Genomic DNA, 18,713 nt, shown 5'->3' on the forward strand with positions numbered 1-18,713 from the left:
ATGGATGGTCTTCATTCTCAATTTTTGTTAGACTTAAGAGGTAGGACTGATAAGTTCTAATAGAGCAATTATTTCAGATTCATTTACTTTAAGGGGATGAAGGAATGCTACTAGCAAAGAATGACAGATTGGTTATGATTGGGGACTCTATTACCGATTGCGAACGTAGAAGACCGATTGGTGAAGGTCGTCTTGGTTCACTTGGTCAAGGTTATGTATCGATGGTCGATGCATTGCTGCAAACCATGTATCCAGAGCTGGCGATTCGAGTAACGAATATGGGAATCAGTGGGGATAACGTAAGAAATCTGGCTGAGCGTTGGCAGACGGATGTAATGGACTTAGAGCCGAACTGGTTATCGATCAAAATTGGAATTAATGACGTTTGGAGCCAATATGTTGCTCCATATTACACAGAACGTCATGTCTACATAGAGGAATATGAGCGCACATTACGTGATCTGATTGCGCAAGCACAGACACTTCCTTCACTCAAAGGGATCATTCTTGTAAGTCCTTACTATATTGAATCCAATCCGCAGGATGCGACACGTCAAGCGATGGATCAATATGGACAAGTCGTGAAAAAGATTGCGGAAGAACTTAATCTTGTATTTGTAGATACGCAAGCTGCATTTGCAGGAGTATTGGAGCATATGTATCCTGGCGCATTAGCATGGGATCGCGTGCATCCAAGCGCACCAGGGCATATGGTTATTGCGAGAGCGTTCTTGCAAGAAATCGGTTTTGAGTGGAAGTAAGATCAAGTAATTATCAATGGATCGTGACGTACCCCTTTCGGTGCGATTAAGGTCTTGAATGAAATTAGCGGATTGTCAGGCGTATATTTCAAGTATTTGCGACGGTAAGGAGCTTATACTGATGAAGTAGATACCTCGCAATCCGTTATTTTTTTGTGAACATATCATCGGTTTCTCCCATCTTATCGTGCAGAATGCTTGCTAATTATAATAATTCATTATATTATATAAATAAAGTTAATTACTTTTTGTTAGTAAAAATGACCCTACATAGAGGAGCCAGCTATCATGACTACATTCGAAGCACTCATTAAGGAACGCCGCTCTGCAATGAAATTTATTCCGGGTGTTGAACTCCCAGATCGTGAATTAGAGGAGATTTTTGCCCTAACCAAATTTGCTCCATCCGCCTTTAATCTGCAGCATGCTCATTATGTTGTGATTAAGGATTCCGAGATGAAGGATCAGATCTATGAGGCAGCTAATAAGCAATATAAGATTAAGACAGCTTCGGCCGTTATTCTGGTATTGGGAGATAAGCTTGCGTATCAAGATGTTGGACGGATGAATGAAGGATTTCTGCATTTGGGTGTCATGAGCAAGCAGGAGTATGATGCAGAAGTGTCTGGGGTCACGGGGTTCTATGAATCACGCGGACAAGAGTTCATGAAAGAAGAGGCCATCCGCAATAGCAGTATTTCCGCTACACATTTTATGTTAACGGCGAAATCGAAGGGCTGGGATACTTGTCCGATGATCGGTTTTGATCCAGAGGCTATTAAACAGCTTATTCATATTCCAGATCGCTACGAGTTAACGATGATGATCACGATCGGCAAGGGCGATTTCTCGAAGATCAGACCTAGAGGCTACCGCAAGCCAGTTGGCGAGTTTGTGACGGTGGGGTCTTTTTGATAGATATGAATTTATTCTTTTACATAAAATGATGATATAAACTTAGATAAAATTAATATATTGGTATATTATCGGTTTAAGAAACGCAGCTGTTCTTCGTGGAAGGACGGTGAATGCGTTTCTTTTTGTTATTTATTTTGGGGGAGTAGGATGATTTGGGGAGGGTGATTACTACAACAGCCAGGAAAAGATATCAATTTATATTTAAGAAACGAATCAGGAGAAGTAGTAGGCGGTCTGTTTTGTGAAACTTGGTTATACGGCTAATATCTTGATGTTTTTTGGATTGCTGATGAATATAGACATAAAGGATACGGAAAAGTCATGTTTAATGAAGCTGAGAGATTGGGGAAAGAACTCGGATGTACATTTGCTCATACTTGTACTTTTACATATCAATCACCAGAATTCTATAAGAATATGGGGTATGAAGTATTTGGCGTTAATGATGAATACCCAGATGGAATAAAACAGTATTTTTTTAAAAAGAAGTTGAAGTGAAGAATCAAAATGCGAAGAGCATATTTAAAAAGTATATCAAAGAAGGCGTACCCATCCGACAACATCGTATCTACGAAATGTCACTGACGCTCCTTTAAGCCTCTCGGGTTCGTGAATTAACGTGCAGGTTATTTGAAGAAGAGATAAAAGGATATATAACTAAAAACAAGAATATCTTATTAGTTTGTTTTTTAGTAAGCAGTTTACTTGAAAATAGGAGGGGTTTGAATTGGAGGATTTAATTAAGGAGTACGCCTTAGGATACGCAATGCTTAGGGATGCTATCGAAGGATTAACAGAGGAGGAGCTTCGTTACAAGCCTGCACCGGACAAATGGAGCATTCATCAAATCCTCATACATGTGACAGATTCAGAGATCTCGTCTACATCTCGACTAAAAAAAGTCTTGGCGGAAGATGAGCCGCTTCTGATTTCATTTGATCAAGACGCATGGGCGAATAACTTGGGGTATGATTTAATGGACCGCGAACAGTATCTGCTTCTGTTTAAATTGCTGCGTTCCAGTATGCAGACAATTCTAGACAATCTAACTAGTGAACAAAGCGAACGAGTGGGAGTGTATGTAGATCAGAAGCGATTCACATTTAAGCAATTGACAGAATTCCGCGTCGAACATGTCCGCGACCACCTTGATCAAATTGAAAGGGTAAAGAAGGCATATCAAGAGAACCAATTAACCTATTAACATAGAACGATAGTTGAATTTGTAAGTCTCTCGAAGAAGGCGCGGACCTCCAATAACAATGTGTTCGCGCATCAGGGCTTTCGACCCTCGGTTGTCAGATGTATAATCATGGAAGAGACTTAGACACACGACCCAGCCTAAGATAGGAGCTATCTAAGGCTGGGTCGCGTCGTAAACACGGAACCGTTAGATGAAATATCCGCAAGAACATAATAAATAATTTATTATGTTTTCTAATTATCGTATTTTGGAAATAAAGTATACGTTGTGTTGGGGGTCTATAATTTATCAACCACTTAGTATTAGTAGGGGAGAACACAACTATAAAAAAAGGTATGTTATTCAAAATTATCCTGAAGATTTAATAAGCGCAAAAAAGAAGATTTTAATTGAAGACCATGAATTTCGCGAATACTGAAGCGTTATACGCAACCCAGAAAGACATTAGAGGTCAAACTAATCTCATAACAAGAACTACAATATAGCAAATCTCTAATTACTGTGTTAGGAGGCTATTATGTTCGTGCTTTATATGCTATTAGCAATAGTGGGAATAGTAATATTGATTTGTATTCTGATATTCTTGGCTTACAACATTTTACGAAGCGTAAAGAACATTTACTCTTGGTTTTCCTTGATAGTAATTGTTATTTTTATATGTATTGCCTTTTGGCAAAGTTTGAAGTTTTTAACATAAGACTTCAAAGCCTTCGAACCGAGAAATTCAGTCAAAAAAAGGGGCTTGTAGAATCTCGTCATATCAATACAAGAAACGTTATATGAAACCGACGCAAATCAATATAAAAGATTTTTCTTGGAAGGAATTTTGCTATGTCGAGAAATTGGAAAGAGTCGTATACTGGGCAACTTCGATCAATATTAGGAAATCAAAAACTGATTATCCCGTCAGTAAGAGCTGTAATTTTTAATGAAAGTGGAGAAGTACTATATATCCAGAGAAGAGGAAATGGGAAGTGGGCTTTACCTGCAGGCGGCATTGAACTTAATGAATCTATCTTGGAATGTTTGAGACGAGAAGTGTATGAAGAAACCGGGTTAGTAGTAATTAATGCTACACTTATTGCAATGTACACGGGAAGGGGATATTGTGTAAAAAATAGATTTGGCGATGAGTATCAAGGATTTGAATTATTATTTAGAGTAGATGAGTGGTCAGGAACTATATTGAGTGAAACAAATGAGACAACTAATATTGGATTCTTTCCACTGAATGACTTGCCTCCATTTGAAACCGGTTACTGGGAGAAGCATGAGAAGGAAGTATTAGAAGATGTAATAAACTTTAAGGGAGAGCCAATTATCAAGTGATTAAGTTTGTATGTTATTTAAGGAAGGCATCGACACCATATAACATAGTGTTTACGCTGTGAATCCTGATGGAACCTTGGTTTGCCCGAGGCAATCCGGAGGAGTGAAGTCAAGCGGACAAGCCTGCGAACTTAACCGTATCGCGGCCGGCCTTATTGACCTTAAGCCTCTAGGCTTCGTGAATACATAAATGCTAGCAGTAATTAATATTTTTATTATTTTGAAAGGAGAACTATGAAAGACATAACTTATAAGTTCTGGACACTATGCATGATCCAAGACGGGGATAGAGTATTATTGTTAAATCGGAATCATGATCATTTTAGTGGTTATATTCCACCCGGAGGGAAGCTAGAGTTTCCTGAAAGCCCAATTGAAGGGGCGATAAGAGAAGTTAAAGAAGAGACTGGATTAGATGTAAAGAATCTTAAATTTAAGGGTATTTATGAATATGTTAATGAAAAAGAGCGAGACAGATATATTATCTATAACTACATTACGCATGATTTTTCGGGGGATTTACTAGTACATTCAGCGGAAGGTAAACCTGAATGGATTCATATTAATGAACTTGAGTCCATACCGATGCAGCAATCGATTAGAAGAAGAATTCCATATTTCTTTAAGGAAGGAACATTTGAAATTCATGTAGTATGGGATGAAGGAGAGCGTGAAGTACGTATAAGAGAAACATGAAATGATGAATTTTTTGGGAGTCAAGAAGATAATCACTTTTGCTAAAAACGTAATCACGCTAATCGATAAGAAATATTTTTTATGAATGATAGCAGAGGAGACAAACAATGAAAGTCTACAACAAAGTTGTCCGTGACCATATCCCCGAAATTATTGAGAAAAGCGGAATGAAATACGAAATGGAAGAGTTGGATAATAAGCAATTTTTAGAAGGACTGATAGAAAAACTAACGGAAGAGCTAGAAGAGTTTAAAGAGGAAGAAGATATTAAGGAACTTGCTGATATTTTAGAGGTTGTTTATGCCATAGCAAGGCTCAAAGGTGTGTCCAAGGAGCAGTTAGAAGAAATAAGAAAGCACAAAGAAGAAACGAATGGGGGATTTAATAAAAACCTCTTTTTGATAAAGACCTATTTGTGAATGTTCGAAGTACCACCTGCCATTATTTTAATATTCATTAATTGACTCTTTTGCAGATTAATAGTGTAATAATTGGAAAAATGTATTATATTGGTATACGTATCATCTGAAGAAACGTAGCCGTTCTTCGTGAAAGGACGGTGAATCCGTTTCTTTTTTGTTATTTATTCAGGGGGAGTCGAATGAGTTGAAAAGATTGAAAATTAAAAAATCTTTATTTAGCAAGTACAGGCATTTATTCGTATTTACATTGGTAGTGGGACTATTATTGTTGACAGCATGTCAGGCTGTATCTACTTCAAAAACAGATCAAGCGCAAGTGACGGATACTCCGATTAATCTTGCAGCATCAATCTCAACAGCTTCAATACAGCAGACAGAGGCGGTTACTCCATCTCCTTCACCTTCAGATGAACCACAGAATAGTGTATCTCAGGCTGAAGTTCCTGAGAATGAAGATGTGTCAATTGTCATAATGGGTGATATTTTGCTTGGGGATACGGTATATCCACATCTGGAACGCAATGGGTTTGAATACCCTTATAGGGAGATTAAACCAATTCTCGAGAAAGCGGATGTAGCGGTTGGCAATCTGGAATTTGCAGTTACGACAAGAGGGGTTAAAGAGAACAAGACATGGACATTCCGAGCAGGACCTGAGGTGCTGCCGGCAATGGTGGAAGCAGGATTTGATGCTGTAAGCTTGGCTAATAATCATGCGATTGATTACGGGCGTCAGGGATTGCTCGATACGCTTGATAATGTTAAGCAGGCCGGAATGGGCTTATTCGGAGCGGGACAAGATGAGAAAGAAGCATATTCACCTTGGGTTATAGAGAAAGGTGGCAAGAAATTTGCGTTTCTTGGTTTTAGCCGTATCGTTCGCTCGGAGACTTGGAAGGCAACTCCAACTCAGCCCGGAGTTGCGGAGACACATCAGACAGATCGTGCATTAGCTGCTATTGGGCGTGCCAAAGAAAATAACGATGTTGTCATTGTATACCCACATTGGGGAACAGAGAATACAACGGAGGTTGAACCGTATCAGCATAAATTAGCACAAGCGTATATCGATGCTGGAGCAGACCTCGTGATTGGCGCACATCCTCATATGCTTCAGGGCTTGGAGCAGTATAAAGGCAAGTGGATTATGTACTCGCTTGGCAATTTTATTTTTCAAACGATTGAAGAAAGACCTTTAACCTGGGATACCGTAATATTGGAAGCCAAATTTGCTAAAGATGGTCAAGTTGATCTGAAGCTGCATCCCTTCCTGACAACTGCGGCTCAGCCCAAAAAAATGAGCACTGAAGCGGAGAAACGATTATTTCAGCGCCTAACGGATATTTCATTTGATGTTAAAGTTAATGAAGATGGCACAGTTTCCAAGCCATAAGGAAAGCTCTCTTAATCCAATAAGGATTGGGAGAGCTTTTATTTTGATATACTTTTGTGTGAGGCACTCTTTTGTCTTGCCATATTTAATGTAAGAATCCCGCTTTAATGACCTGCGGCTTTAAGTGTATGCTTGCTCTGACTTGCCTGCATACGGAACACAACGGCAATGAGTTTATCCTGTTCGTAAGGATTAATATTCGAGAATTGGCAGGCGTACATGTATTGCTCATGATCTACTTGATAATAACGGACGATGGATACTTGTTCGAAGAAGATGTTGTCCATTACTTCAAAATTCACAGTAAGAATATCATCGGGGGTATGAATGATCGGCTCTTTTGTATAGAAGCTAATGCCACCTCCGCTTAAATCGCGGATTGTTGCTTGATAGGTTGTGGTTGGAATATAGTCGTCCAGATCTCCAAGAACGGTAACTTCAACAGTCATATGATACAGATTCAAGCGAAAGAAAGCGCGTCTATTGGGTGTGGCTTGATTGGATGCGTAATGTCGACTCATTTGTAAGCTCCTTGATTGAAATTCAGATCGATTATTGGTATTTTTCGACATATTTCGACAAATCCCTTCTTTTGGATAAATTTATCTTCAGTTAATTCGAAATTGTCACTTTCCATTCACAATGTAAGGCCAATATAGCCCAAGTGAGTCATAGGCAAGCGCCCGTAATTAAAGTTATTTTAAATATAGAATGATACAAAACGGGGGTGGGAGTAATTAGCCAAAATCGATGGTTAGGGCGTTGTATACTCCTGATGATCATCATGGTTGCTGGATTATTCGGTGGACTTCAAGGAGCGTCAGCAGCTGACCAACCTGTTAACTTGCAATCGCTCATCGATCAAGCAAAGCCTGGGGATACAATCACAGTTCCGGCAGGTGCTTATCAAGGTCCTATACAGATCAATAAGACTCTGAAGTTAATCGCGGACCAGGAAGTTCTGATACATGGCAATGGCGATGCTCCAATCCTGACGATTCAAGCCGATCATGTCTTAATCGCTGGTATCCATTTCGTTGATGAAAGAGCTAGAGATCCAAAAGAAGCCACTGTACTGGTCAAGGGCAATGACAATGTGCTGAAGGAAGTGACCGTACGTACGAATGGAACAGGTATTCAGCTCAGAGAAGCAAGTCGTAACCTGCTTGATGGCGTACAAATCCAAGGCTTAACAGACGCTCGCAGCGGATCGGATTCCGTGATGCGAGGCAATGGTATTGACCTATGGGAATCGTACAGCAATCAGATCATCAATAGTTCGGTTGATAATATGTATGATGGCATTTACTTGGAGAACAGCAGCGATAATCTGATTCGGAGCAATGTCGCGAAGAACTCGCGTTACGGTTACCACCTCATGTTCACAAAGAATAATACGATTGAGAAGAATGTTGGGTTCCATAATGTGACAGGTGCGATGGTGATGGGTTCGGAGCAAGTGAAGGTTCAGCATAATGAATTTTCCAAACAAAATGAGAATGTGAATTCGCAGGGTATCCTTCTATTCGATGTCAAAAAGACGGCCATTCAAGGCAACGAAGTGGAAGGTAATCGGGTAGGGATCTATGTGGAATCATCGAGTGATAATCAGATTCTGAATAATGTGCTGACACGTAATTTTATCGGCATTCAGATGATCGATGCTTCGACTAATGAATTGGAAGGCAATGAATTTGTATCTAATGTGATTCAAGCCCAAGCAGAATCGAGCTCGGACAATCGGGTTCAAGCGAACTATTGGGATGATATGCAGGGCATCGATCGTACAGGTTCAGGGCGAAGTGATCTAGCTTATCAAATAAATCCGTTCTATATCACCCTTACGAATGATGTTAAAGCGTTTCAGCTATTTTTTGGCTCACCAGGCATGGAATTTCTAGAATCTTTATTCAATAATCCAACGGATTCCTGGCTTAAGGATCGTTCACCTCTTATGAAGCCGCCAGCTTTGCAAGGACAGGTGGAGCAAGGGGTAGGGTTTTCAGCTTTATGGCTTGGGTTGGTATTGTTAGTTGTTAGTTTATTATGTATATATAATTGGGGGATTGCACGAAAATGAGAAAATTATGGTTAAACGTAGCGTTAGTTGCAGGATTGGCAGTTGTAAGTACAGGTTGTGGCTCGAAACAGGCGGAGCCAGTGGCGATTAATGCCGCAGTCGATAAATGCGATATTTGCAATATGACCGTGAACGATGATATTAATGCGACAGAAATTATTCTAAAGAATGGCAAAGCGTTAAAATTTGATGATATCGGCGATATGTATGTCTGGACGAAGAAGAATGGTACAACGGATGTGGATGTTCAGTATGTTCGTGATTATAAGTCAAAAGAATGGGTTCAATTGAAGGATGCTACGTTTGCTTATGACCCTACCTTCCATACACCAATGGCATATGGCGTTTATTCCTTTAAAGACAGCAAAGAAGCGGAAGCGTTCATCGCTGAACAGAAGGCAGGTAAAGTGTTAACTGTCAAAGATTTGGACAGCCATAGCTGGGAGAGAAACAAGGAAAATATGCATATGGGTGACATGAAAGATGGTCACAATATGAATAATGGTGATACAAACGGCGGTAATCATATGGATATGAATAAGAAAGATGAGCATGGCGACGGCAAAAAATAAACAAAGGTGTGAAACGCTTTGAATGTATTCATAATCGCGCTTCGCGAGATTAAGCTTGGTTTTCGCAATCCATGGGCTTATTCGTTTCTAGCCTTGTTTTCATTCTTTAGTTTAGCGCTTCTGCTCATTCAGTCACAAAGCAGCCTGCAAGGCTATACGCATACGACAGGAACGATGCTTAACTTGATCTTGTATTTATTGCCTTTAATGACGCTGCTGCTCGGTTCATTCGCCGTTACTGCAGAGAAGGAAGAAGGGGGTTGGGCTTTATTATCAACCTATTCTTTATCGACATCTTCCTTTTTGCTAGGTAAGTTTATCGGACTCTTTGTCGTTCTGGCAGTGATCGTTGCATTCGGGTACGGGATATCGGGTGTGCTTGGCGCTTTACTTGGACAAGGATTTACGTTCTCGTCTCTTGCTTTCTTTTTTGCCTTCTCGCTCCTGGTCGTATTCTTGTTCTTGGGGGTAGCGATATGGATTGGAACTCTTTCACGGAATCGTTGGCAGGCGCTGACGATCGGGGTGAGTGCATGGTTTATTTATATTATCGGCTGGTCTACTCTGCTGATCTCTGTATTAGGATGGCTGCATTATAGCCTGATCAAACCTGCGCTTATCGGCTTAACATTCCTCAATCCAGCAGAACTTGTGCGCATCTTTATGGTCGTCAAAATGGGCGGTGGCTCGATATTCGGTCCTGAGTATTATCAGTGGGTTACTTGGATTCAAAGTCCATGGGGTGTACCGATCTTCATCCTTGCTTGCCTATTATGGGTAGCGATTGCGCTTGGAACGGCAATGCTCGTCTGGGAGAGGGGGAGACGTCGTGGGTAATGAGATGATCGACATGCAAGGCGTTAGCCAGAAAATCGGAAAGCAATTGATTGTAGAACCGTTTGATTATAAACTGGAACAAGGGCAAGTGCTCGCACTATGCGGAGGCAATGGGGCTGGCAAAAGCACGATCATCCGCATGCTGGTCGGTATTTCACAGCCAACTACGGGAACCGTTGAGGTAGGCGGTGTGAAGTGGAAGCAGGACCGTAAACGCTATGCGGAGAATATTGGCTACATGCCTGACGACTTTAACTTTGGTGCAACGCTGACAGCTTGGGAGACGATTCGTTTCTATGCTCAGCTCAAAGGCATTAAGGATGCAAGAGCGCTAGAAACACTAGAGCTTGTGGATTTGGCGGAAGTGCGGCATAAGAAGGTAGCTGCTTTCTCCAAGGGAATGCGTCAGCGTCTATTGTTCGCGCAGGCTTTACTTGCTAAACCCGCCTTGCTTGTAATGGATGAGCCTACGAATGGATTAGATCCTTATTGGACCGCAACTTTTGCCCAGCTCGTCTTGCAGCTAAAAGCAGAGGGACACACGATTGTGTTCTCTACGCATCAATTAGATGTAGCTGCAGAGGCGGCAGACGAAGCGATTTTCTTGAATCATGGAAGAATTCTTAGCCAAGGCCGTGTGTCCGAATATAGGCAAGCAAATGGCGAACATGGATTGCATCAAGTGTTTACACAATTAATTGCTAACCAATAGTAATAGAGATTACGGGATAGGAGACTGATCCACATGAAAAGACGCAAGTCATGGCTTCTAATCGCTTGTTTGCTGTTTATGACCCTTATGCTGGGTGCTTGCAGCAGCGAAGATTTAGGCGGCATTAAGGTGGAGGCAGATCTAACGACAGATCCGGCATCCGTTAAAGTCAATGAGGATGTCCGATTAACGACGAACGTAACGGGGCTTAAAACTTTTGACGATGTAGAAGTGTATTTTGAAGTGAAGAACCCGGATAAAAGCAAAAGAGAATTGGTCCGTGTCGATCAATCGAATAACGGAACCTATTCGGGGCCAACGAAGTTTGTAGAAGCAGGAACCCATGAAGTGATCGTCCATGTCATCAATCCGGATATCCATGCTACGATTAAGAAATCTGTAGACGTTGGCAAATAAAATCATCTTCATGTAAAAGAGTAATGCATTTCTTTTGTTTTTGTAATAAACTGGATATAACATTTGAGGCACCCGCATCCTGGACTGGAGCGGGTGTTTTTGTAGATATACGTAAACTAACCAACCATTTCTTCTTACTTAAGGGGGCTGCAATATGAAGGATCAAGTCGTTATCGTTACAGGTGGATCAAGCGGGATGGGCAAGGCAATGGCAGCAAGATTTGCAAGTCAAGGTGCTAAAGTGGTCATAACAGGACGTACGGTAGAGAAGCTGGAAGCTGCGCAGCATGAAATCGAGACTTATGATGGTCAAGTGCTGCCAGTTCAGATGGATGTACGTAATCCAGAGGATGTCGGTCGGATGGTTGAACAGACAGTCGCAACCTTTGGGACAATTGATTTCTTAGTGAATAATGCGGCTGGTAATTTTCTCGTGGCAGCAGAGGATTTATCGATTAATGGTTGGAATTCGGTTATCAATATCGTGCTAAATGGCACATTCTATTGCAGCTCTGCTGTCGGCAAGTATTGGATTGCGAATGGCATTAAGGGCAGCATCCTCAATATGGTCGCTACCTATGCCTGGGATGCAGGGCCAGGTGTGATTCACTCGGCAAGCGCCAAGGCGGGCGTGCTTGCGATGACTCGCACATTAGCTGTCGAGTGGGGGCATAAGTACGGCATCCGCGTTAATGCGATTGCACCAGGACCGATTGAGCGAACTGGCGGAGCGGAGAAGCTTGCCTTCTCAGCAGAAAGCGCCAAGCGCATTATTGCAGGCGTTCCTCTTGGCAGACTTGGCACACCTGAAGAAATTGCAGGGCTAGCGGCTTACTTACTATCAGCAGAAGCGGGCTATATCAATGGCGCATGCATAACGATGGATGGCGGCAGCTCCTTGCATCAGTATTTTATTTGATGGATGGTATATCTTCATTTCATTTGTGTATTTAATCGGCTCATTAGATAATCGATTACCTCTGTAGTGCCAAAACCGCTTACGTTTCTTCCTGCAATAGCGTGTGCAAAGAGTAATACTTTATTATTTACAGTGTAGTAATCGACATTTAAATAAAAATCTGAATTCCCAGTTATTTGTGGCTTCACGTCATTGTCCAGATAGGCGGCCACAAATATATGTGTCTCTATATAGCCGTTAATACCCCGATTCTTATGAATGCTCATTGAGGATGTAGCAAATTCTTCGAATTTTGGGTTCGTAATAACCCAGCCTAACTGTTCATCTTTCCAGATGCCGAAACCTTGATCTGTTAATCCGACAATACCGATTTTATTCGAATCAGCTAAAAGGTAAATCTGGGTTAAGTGTTCGGCATCCTTGGAGTAACCCTCCACTGAGATAATATCCTTTTTGGTAAAGCTTTGTTTTTTGAGATTTGCGGAAATGCTCCACTGCGTTAGATAGAGGGAAACGATAATTACAAATATGAATAGCAGGATAGCACCACTAATTATCTTTTTCATCAAATTCCCCTTTCTATTGTTTTAAAAGTACGCGCAGGTATTTACTAGATTTTACCATCAACTGCATAGATCATACAAAGTAATTATATATAATGTTCTTTCATATATGACGTTGGTTCCATACCGGCGTCTTTTTGCGTGAGCCGCACATGTTGTGATTCATCTTACACGCATTTGACAGCTTTTTAACGGTAGAATAGACTGAGATTGGAACGGTGTATTTGTTCCATTGTAATAGTAAGAGTGGAGGGAATTCGTTGATCGTAGATATCACATCATGGAAGCACGTGTTCAAGCTAGATCCAGACAAAACGTTATCAGACGAACATTTGGAACGTATTTGTACGTCTGGCACACATGGAATAATAGTCGGTGGCTCAACGGGAGTCACTTATGATAATACAGTCGATTTACTAGCTCGTATCAGGCAATTCGAAGTGCCTTGCGTACTGGAAGTTTCACATCGGGATGCGATTGTCCCCGGGTTTGATCTATATTTAATTCCAGTCGTGCTCAACTCCAAAGATCCCAAATGGATTGTGGGTCAGCATGCAGAAGTACTCAAAGAGTATGGAGCGATCATGGATTGGGAAGAAGTGTTAGCAGAGGGCTATGTGATCTTGAATCCAGATTCAGATGCAGCGAGGCTCACAAATGCAGAAACAACTGTTGATGTTCAGGACGTAGAAGCGTATGCTAGAATAGCAGAACACTTGTTCCATATGCCAATTTTCTATATTGAATATAGTGGAACTTTTGGCGATATGGAGTTGGTAAGGCAAATGCGTCGAACGCTTCGGAATACGCAATTGTTTTATGGCGGCGGGATCGATAATCAGGAAAAAGCACAAGCCGCAGCAGCGGCAGCCGATACCATTGTTGTAGGCAATATCGTCTATGATGATTTGGATGCTGCACTTCAAACGTTATATGTTGTGGGATTGGAGAGAAAACAATATGTTTAATAGTACGAATATTCATCAGTCAATTGATAAACTTAACCCAGAACAGCGCAAAGCAGTCGAAGCTGTGGATGGTCCGCTGCTTATTATGGCTGGAGCGGGGAGTGGTAAGACGCGGGTGCTGACGCATCGTATCGCGAATTTGATCGCAACTAGAAGAGTAGCGCCTTGGAGCATTCTTGCCATTACATTTACGAACAAAGCTGCACGAGAAATGAAAGAACGTGTAGACAAGCTGATCGGTTCTTCAGGTAATGATATCTGGGTATCGACCTTCCACTCGATGTGTGTTCGGATTTTGCGCAAAGATATTATGCGTATTGGTTATGCCAGCAATTTCTCTATTCTAGATTCTTCAGATCAACTGTCGGTTATCAAAGCATGTATGAAGGAATTCAACATTGATGTGAAGAAAATTGAACCCAAAGCTGTGCAGGCTGAGATCTCAACCGCTAAGAATGAACTGATTGGCATAGAGCAGTACGAGAACCGCGCTGGCGCTGATTACTTTCTAAGCATTGTTGCCAAAGTATATAAGTCTTATCAGCGCAAGCTGAAGAACAACAACTCACTTGATTTCGATGATCTGATTATGAAAACAATTGAGCTTTTTAAAGAGGTTCCTGAAACACTGGATTATTATCAAAATAAATTCCAATACATCCACGTTGATGAGTATCAAGATACGAACCGTGCACAGTATTTATTGTGTCGCATGTTAGCCGATAAACACCATCGTATTTGTGTCGTGGGGGATAGTGATCAATCGATTTATCGTTGGCGGGGCGCAGATATTACGAATATTCTGAACTTTGAGAAGGACTATCCGGAAGCAGAGACCATTCTGCTAGAGCAGAACTATCGTTCCACAGGTAATATTCTGCAAGCAGCGAATGCGGTTATTTCGCGTAACACAGGGCGCAAGCCGAAGAATCTATGGACAGATCAAGGTGAAGGAGCCAAAATCAAGCTCTACCAGGCAGATTCCGAGCATGCAGAGGGATATTTTATCGCAAGTGAAATTAACCGTAATCGGGCACGTGGCAAAAATTTCAGCGATCACGCCATTCTGTATCGTACGAATGCACAATCACGGGTAGTCGAGGAAATTCTGATCAAATCGGATATTCCATATCAAATCGTTGGCGGCATCAAGTTCTATGATCGCAAAGAGATCAAGGACATTCTGGCCTACTTAAGATTGCTATCCAATCCGAATGATGATTTATCCTTGCAGCGTATTGTGAATGTGCCGAAACGTGGCATTGGGGATACCAGTGTGGAGCGGGTTGCCGATGCAGCAGCGCGTCATGACGTATCGATGTTCTCGATGTTAGAAGCGCTTGATTCGATTGAAATCACGGCGAGAGCCAAGAATGCCTTAAGTGATTTCTATGAGGTTGTGCTGTCGCTTCATCATATGGTGGATTATTTGACCGTAACGGAATTAACGGAGAAGGTGCTGGAGCTAACGCAGTATCGTGAAGAATTACAAAATGAGAAAACCTTGGAATCCAAGGCTCGTTTAGAAAATATAGAAGAATTCCTGTCCGTAACCATGGAATTTGAGAAGAAGAGCGAAGATAAATCGCTTGTTTCGTTCCTTACCGATTTAGCGCTTATCGCTGATATTGATACCGTGGATAAAGAAGAGGGACCGCAGGATGCGGTTACTCTTATGACCATGCATAGCGCCAAGGGATTGGAGTTTCCAGTTGTCTTCATTGTGGGCATGGAGGAAGGTTTATTCCCAAGCTCACGTTCTCTTATTGATGAAGAAGAGTTAGAGGAAGAGCGGAGACTCGCTTACGTTGGCATCACACGTGCAGAGCAAGAGCTGCATCTTACTTGTGCGAAGATGCGTATGCTCTATGGACGTACGAGTGCCAACCCGCCTTCGCGATTCCTGCGGGAGATTCCGGAGGAGCTGCTGGAAGATGCTGTACCGCAGGAGAAGCAGCGCGATCGCGGCTACAGTGACAGCGGTACAGGCAGCAGCTTGCGCGGCAGCTTTGCTAACCGCGCAGAGACTCGCTCCCCGTCATCATGGGGAGCGGCACCAAGCGGCAATACCACTTTTGGACAAGCGAGTGGTATTACCGGTGGTGTGAGCAGAGGCCGTGCCTCTACTCGCCAACCGAGCACGGTGAACACCATGCTCAACTATGCCGTGGGCAACAAGGTATCCCACGTCAAATGGGGCACTGGCGTCGTGGTTGCCGTCAAAGGAACCGGAGATGACACCGAAGTGCAAATCGCGTTTCCAGCGCCAATCGGCGTGAAACGTTTGTTAGCGAAATTTGCTCCAATTACGAAAGAATCGTAAGAGAAAGGGAGAATGCACATGCTAGAAGCCATGAATGAAATGCGTTCGCTCATCGAGCAGATCACACATCATAATTATCTCTACTACACACTTGACGAGCCTTCAATTTCGGATGTTGACTACGATAAGCTATATGATCGACTGGTCGAGCTGGAACGCGAAACATCGACCATACTGCCTAATTCGCCTACACGGCGAGTTGGCGGTGATTTAATCGAGGGCTTCACGCCACATCGACATCTTGCAAGATTATGGAGCTTAGACAAAGCACAAAATGAAGAAGATCTATCAGCGTGGCATAACCGTGTTCTGAAACTCGTTAACGAGTTTAATTCGAACAATCCTGACAATCCGCTGCCACAGCCTTCTTTTGTCGTGGAGCTTAAATTTGATGGACTTACGCTTAACCTGACATATGACAAGGGTCAGCTAGTTCAAGCTGCCACTCGCGGCAATGGTACAGTTGGTGAAGGTATCTTGCCTCAGGTACAGACGATTCGTTCTATCCCATTTGAAATTCCGTATCAAGACGGGGTTATTGAAGTACAGGGTGAAGGGATCATGAACCTGTCTATACTTGAAGCCTATAACCAGACGGCTGCCGAACCTCTTAAGAATGCGCGCAATGCCGCAGCAGGCGCCCTTCGTAACTTGAATCCTAAAGTAACAGCAGAGCGGAAGTTAAATGCTTATTTTTATAACGTTGGCTATTCAAACGGACGCAAATTTGCAACACATCAGGAAATGATTCAATTTTTACGGGATAATAAGTTTAAAGTAAGTCCACACATTAAGTTTATGGAAACATTAGAAGAGGTTATTGCTGAGCTGAACCAAATTGCCGAAGCGCGCAAAGATCTTGATTTTCTAATTGATGGCGGGGTTGTTAAGCTAAATGATATGCGTACACGCGAGGTGCTAGGATATACGGAGAAGTTCCCTCGTTGGGCTATCGCGTTCAAATTCGAAGCAGAGGAAGCCGAGACCATTCTCGAATCCGTAACTTGGAATGTAGGTCGTACTGGTAAGATAACACCAATTGCAAAGGTAGAAGCTGTCGAACTAGCTGGTGTAACTGTGCAGAATTGTACGCTGAACAACACAGGGGACATTGAACGCAAAAATCTAAAGTTCGCTTTAGGTTCGCATGTTTATATTCGTAGGTCTAATGATGTCATTCCAGAAATTCTGGGAAAAGTGAACGATGAAGCGGATGGCGCAGAAATCGTCTACCCTACACATTGTCCATCATGCCACACTGAGCTTGAGACCAGAGGGGCGCATCTATTCTGTCCGAACCGATTAGGCTGTGCGCCGCAGCTTGTTAGTCGCATTACACATTTTGCATCACGTGATGCGATGGATATCGAATTCTTCAGTGAAAAAACAGCAGAACAGCTCTATGAAGAATTGGGCGTTCGTGACCCAGCTGATCTATACGATCTGCAATATGACGATCTTGTTCGTCTGGAGAGATTCGGAGCCAAGAAGGCAAGTAACTTGCTTGATGCTTTGGATAAATCCAAGACTCGCGATTTAGCCTCATTCTTGTTCGCACTTGGTATTCCGAATGTCGGTAAAACAACAACTAAGGTTTTGGCGGATCATTTCCGTTCGCTTGATGCTTTAATGTCTGCAACAACGGAAGAATTAATCACGCTGCCAGACGTAGGGGGGATTGTGGCGGATTCCATCCATACCTTCTTCCATAGTGAGACGGCGATTGATAGTATAAAACGTTTATTAGCTGCGGGGGTAACACCAGTTGTAGCGGAAGCAGCCACTGATGCAGCACCGATTAGTGAAGATAATCCGTTCTTCGGCAAAACAATCGTACTCACAGGTACGCTTAGTTTAATGGGACGTGATGAAGCAGCCCGCAAATTAGAAGCGCTTGGCGCTAAGGTAACGGGTTCAGTTTCCAAGAAAACGGACTATGTTATTGCTGGTGAGAGCGCAGGCTCTAAGCTAACCAAAGCAAGAGATCTTGGAATTACAGTTATAGATGATGAGCAGGAGCTATTGCGGATGCTCGGCGAAAGCTAAGGATGTGAACGAGAAACAACGAGGGGAATGTGGTCAGTTATGACCCATGAAACTCGTTGTTTTTCTATAGGTTTGTAGGACAAAAATAACTGTAAAATGACTGTAATTTATTCCCACTAAAAAAGTTTTTAAAAAGGGTTGCAATTAGGGACATAAGCTGATAATATTAGTTCTTGTCACCGCGGTTAACACGCTTCGGACGAGGCGGTAAACGAGGCTGACATGAACCATCAAAGCTCTTTGAAAACTGAACAAATGAATTGCAATTAGCAATTAGATTTATAATGAGATGTAACAATCTCGCTAGCAAGAAATTTTGAGCAAATCAGCTCACCTTTAATGGAGAGTTTGATCCTGGCTCAGGACGAACGCTGGCGGCGTGCCTAATACATGCAAGTCGAGCGGAGTTATTCCTTCGGGGATAGCTTAGCGGCGGACGGGTGAGTAACACGTAGGCAACCTGCCTGTAAGATCGGGATAACTCACGGAAACGTGTGCTAATACCGGGTAAATAATCTTCTCGCATGAGAGGGTTAGGAAAGACGGAGCAATC

Annotated in this window: 18 protein-coding genes, 1 rRNA gene and 1 pseudogene; 18 read left to right on the forward strand and 2 right to left on the reverse strand. The window is 42.4% G+C overall.

The features are described from left to right. The first annotated feature begins 104 nt into the window (after window positions 1–104). From E0485_RS23315 to E0485_RS23355, 8 genes and pseudogenes are all read left to right on the forward strand, one after another. Entirely contained in the window at window positions 105–761 is a 657-nt protein-coding gene (locus tag E0485_RS23315; RefSeq protein ID WP_132420463.1) for an SGNH/GDSL hydrolase family protein, read from the forward strand. 288 nt (window positions 762–1,049) lie between these two features. Next, a complete protein-coding gene (locus E0485_RS23320; RefSeq protein ID WP_132420464.1) occupies window positions 1,050–1,676 on the forward strand; it encodes a nitroreductase family protein in 627 nt (208 codons plus the stop codon). A gap of 279 nt (window positions 1,677–1,955) precedes the next feature. Continuing rightward, a pseudogene (locus E0485_RS25620) lies at window positions 1,956–2,177 on the forward strand (GNAT family N-acetyltransferase); the annotation flags it as partial. Window positions 2,178–2,406: 229 nt separating this feature from the next. Further along, window positions 2,407–2,883 carry a DinB family protein gene (locus E0485_RS23335; RefSeq protein WP_132420465.1) on the forward strand — a complete coding sequence of 159 codons (477 nt, stop codon included), beginning with the start codon at window positions 2,407–2,409 and terminating at the stop codon, window positions 2,881–2,883. Window positions 2,884–3,714: 831 nt separating this feature from the next. Beyond that, window positions 3,715–4,212, forward strand: coding sequence for an NUDIX domain-containing protein (locus E0485_RS23340; RefSeq protein WP_132420466.1), 498 nt, complete (start codon window positions 3,715–3,717; stop codon window positions 4,210–4,212). 234 nt (window positions 4,213–4,446) lie between these two features. After that, complete coding sequence (locus E0485_RS23345) at window positions 4,447–4,908, forward strand: 8-oxo-dGTP diphosphatase (protein ID WP_207911044.1); 462 nt, start codon at window positions 4,447–4,449, stop codon at window positions 4,906–4,908. Window positions 4,909–5,015: 107 nt separating this feature from the next. Beyond that, window positions 5,016–5,327 (forward strand): nucleoside triphosphate pyrophosphohydrolase, encoded by a 312-nt coding sequence (locus tag E0485_RS23350; protein ID WP_132420467.1) that lies wholly within the window; start codon window positions 5,016–5,018, stop codon window positions 5,325–5,327. A 187-nt stretch (window positions 5,328–5,514) separates the two neighbouring features. After that, a complete protein-coding gene (locus E0485_RS23355) occupies window positions 5,515–6,723 on the forward strand; it encodes a CapA family protein (protein ID WP_132420468.1) in 1,209 nt (402 codons plus the stop codon). 104 nt (window positions 6,724–6,827) lie between these two features. Here E0485_RS23355 and E0485_RS23360 read toward each other — a convergent pair whose 3' ends face one another. Then, window positions 6,828–7,244 (reverse strand): flagellar brake protein, encoded by a 417-nt coding sequence (locus tag E0485_RS23360; RefSeq protein WP_165921272.1) that lies wholly within the window; start codon window positions 7,242–7,244, stop codon window positions 6,828–6,830. Window positions 7,245–7,498: 254 nt separating this feature from the next. On the opposite strand from E0485_RS23360, the gene E0485_RS23365 reads away from it, so the two are divergent. The 6 genes from E0485_RS23365 to fadH all read left to right on the forward strand — a co-directional run bounded on the left by E0485_RS23365 (window position 7,499) and on the right by fadH (window position 12,260). Beyond that, window positions 7,499–8,803 carry a right-handed parallel beta-helix repeat-containing protein gene (locus E0485_RS23365; RefSeq protein WP_132420470.1) on the forward strand — a complete coding sequence of 435 codons (1,305 nt, stop codon included), beginning with the start codon at window positions 7,499–7,501 and terminating at the stop codon, window positions 8,801–8,803. Then, complete coding sequence (locus E0485_RS23370) at window positions 8,800–9,375, forward strand: nitrous oxide reductase accessory protein NosL (RefSeq protein ID WP_132420471.1); 576 nt, start codon at window positions 8,800–8,802, stop codon at window positions 9,373–9,375. The genes E0485_RS23365 and E0485_RS23370 overlap by 4 nt, the downstream gene beginning before the upstream one ends. Window positions 9,376–9,393: 18 nt before the next feature. Beyond that, complete coding sequence (locus E0485_RS23375) at window positions 9,394–10,212, forward strand: ABC transporter permease (protein WP_132420472.1); 819 nt, start codon at window positions 9,394–9,396, stop codon at window positions 10,210–10,212. Next, window positions 10,205–10,924 carry an ABC transporter ATP-binding protein gene (locus E0485_RS23380; protein ID WP_132420473.1) on the forward strand — a complete coding sequence of 240 codons (720 nt, stop codon included), beginning with the start codon at window positions 10,205–10,207 and terminating at the stop codon, window positions 10,922–10,924. Before E0485_RS23375 ends, E0485_RS23380 begins: the two co-directional genes overlap by 8 nt. 33 nt (window positions 10,925–10,957) lie before the next feature. Then, entirely contained in the window at window positions 10,958–11,341 is a 384-nt protein-coding gene (locus E0485_RS23385; protein WP_132420474.1) for a FixH family protein, read from the forward strand. Between the two features lie 154 nt (window positions 11,342–11,495). Beyond that, window positions 11,496–12,260 (forward strand): 2,4-dienoyl-CoA reductase, encoded by a 765-nt coding sequence (fadH, locus tag E0485_RS23390; protein WP_132420475.1) that lies wholly within the window; start codon window positions 11,496–11,498, stop codon window positions 12,258–12,260. A gap of 14 nt (window positions 12,261–12,274) precedes the next feature. Here the strand turns inward: fadH and E0485_RS23395 are convergent, their stop codons facing one another. Beyond that, entirely contained in the window at window positions 12,275–12,826 is a 552-nt protein-coding gene (locus E0485_RS23395; protein WP_132420476.1) for a hypothetical protein, read from the reverse strand. A gap of 257 nt (window positions 12,827–13,083) precedes the next feature. On the opposite strand from E0485_RS23395, the gene pcrB reads away from it, so the two are divergent. From pcrB to E0485_RS23415, 4 genes are all read left to right on the forward strand, one after another. Beyond that, window positions 13,084–13,791 (forward strand): heptaprenylglyceryl phosphate synthase, encoded by a 708-nt coding sequence (gene pcrB, locus E0485_RS23400; RefSeq protein ID WP_132420477.1) that lies wholly within the window; start codon window positions 13,084–13,086, stop codon window positions 13,789–13,791. Next, window positions 13,784–16,114 carry a DNA helicase PcrA gene (gene pcrA / locus E0485_RS23405; RefSeq protein ID WP_132420478.1) on the forward strand — a complete coding sequence of 777 codons (2,331 nt, stop codon included), beginning with the start codon at window positions 13,784–13,786 and terminating at the stop codon, window positions 16,112–16,114. The genes pcrB and pcrA overlap by 8 nt, the downstream gene beginning before the upstream one ends. A gap of 18 nt (window positions 16,115–16,132) precedes the next feature. Continuing rightward, window positions 16,133–18,160, forward strand: a complete 2,028-nt coding sequence (ligA, locus tag E0485_RS23410) for an NAD-dependent DNA ligase LigA (protein ID WP_132420479.1) — start codon at window positions 16,133–16,135, stop codon at window positions 18,158–18,160. Between the two features lie 336 nt (window positions 18,161–18,496). Further along, window positions 18,497–18,713 (forward strand): 16S ribosomal RNA (locus E0485_RS23415); the annotation flags it as partial.

Source organism: Paenibacillus albiflavus, from assembly GCF_004344915.1.
In the GTDB taxonomy this organism is placed as follows: Bacteria; Bacillota; Bacilli; order Paenibacillales; family NBRC-103111; genus Paenibacillus_AM; species Paenibacillus_AM albiflavus.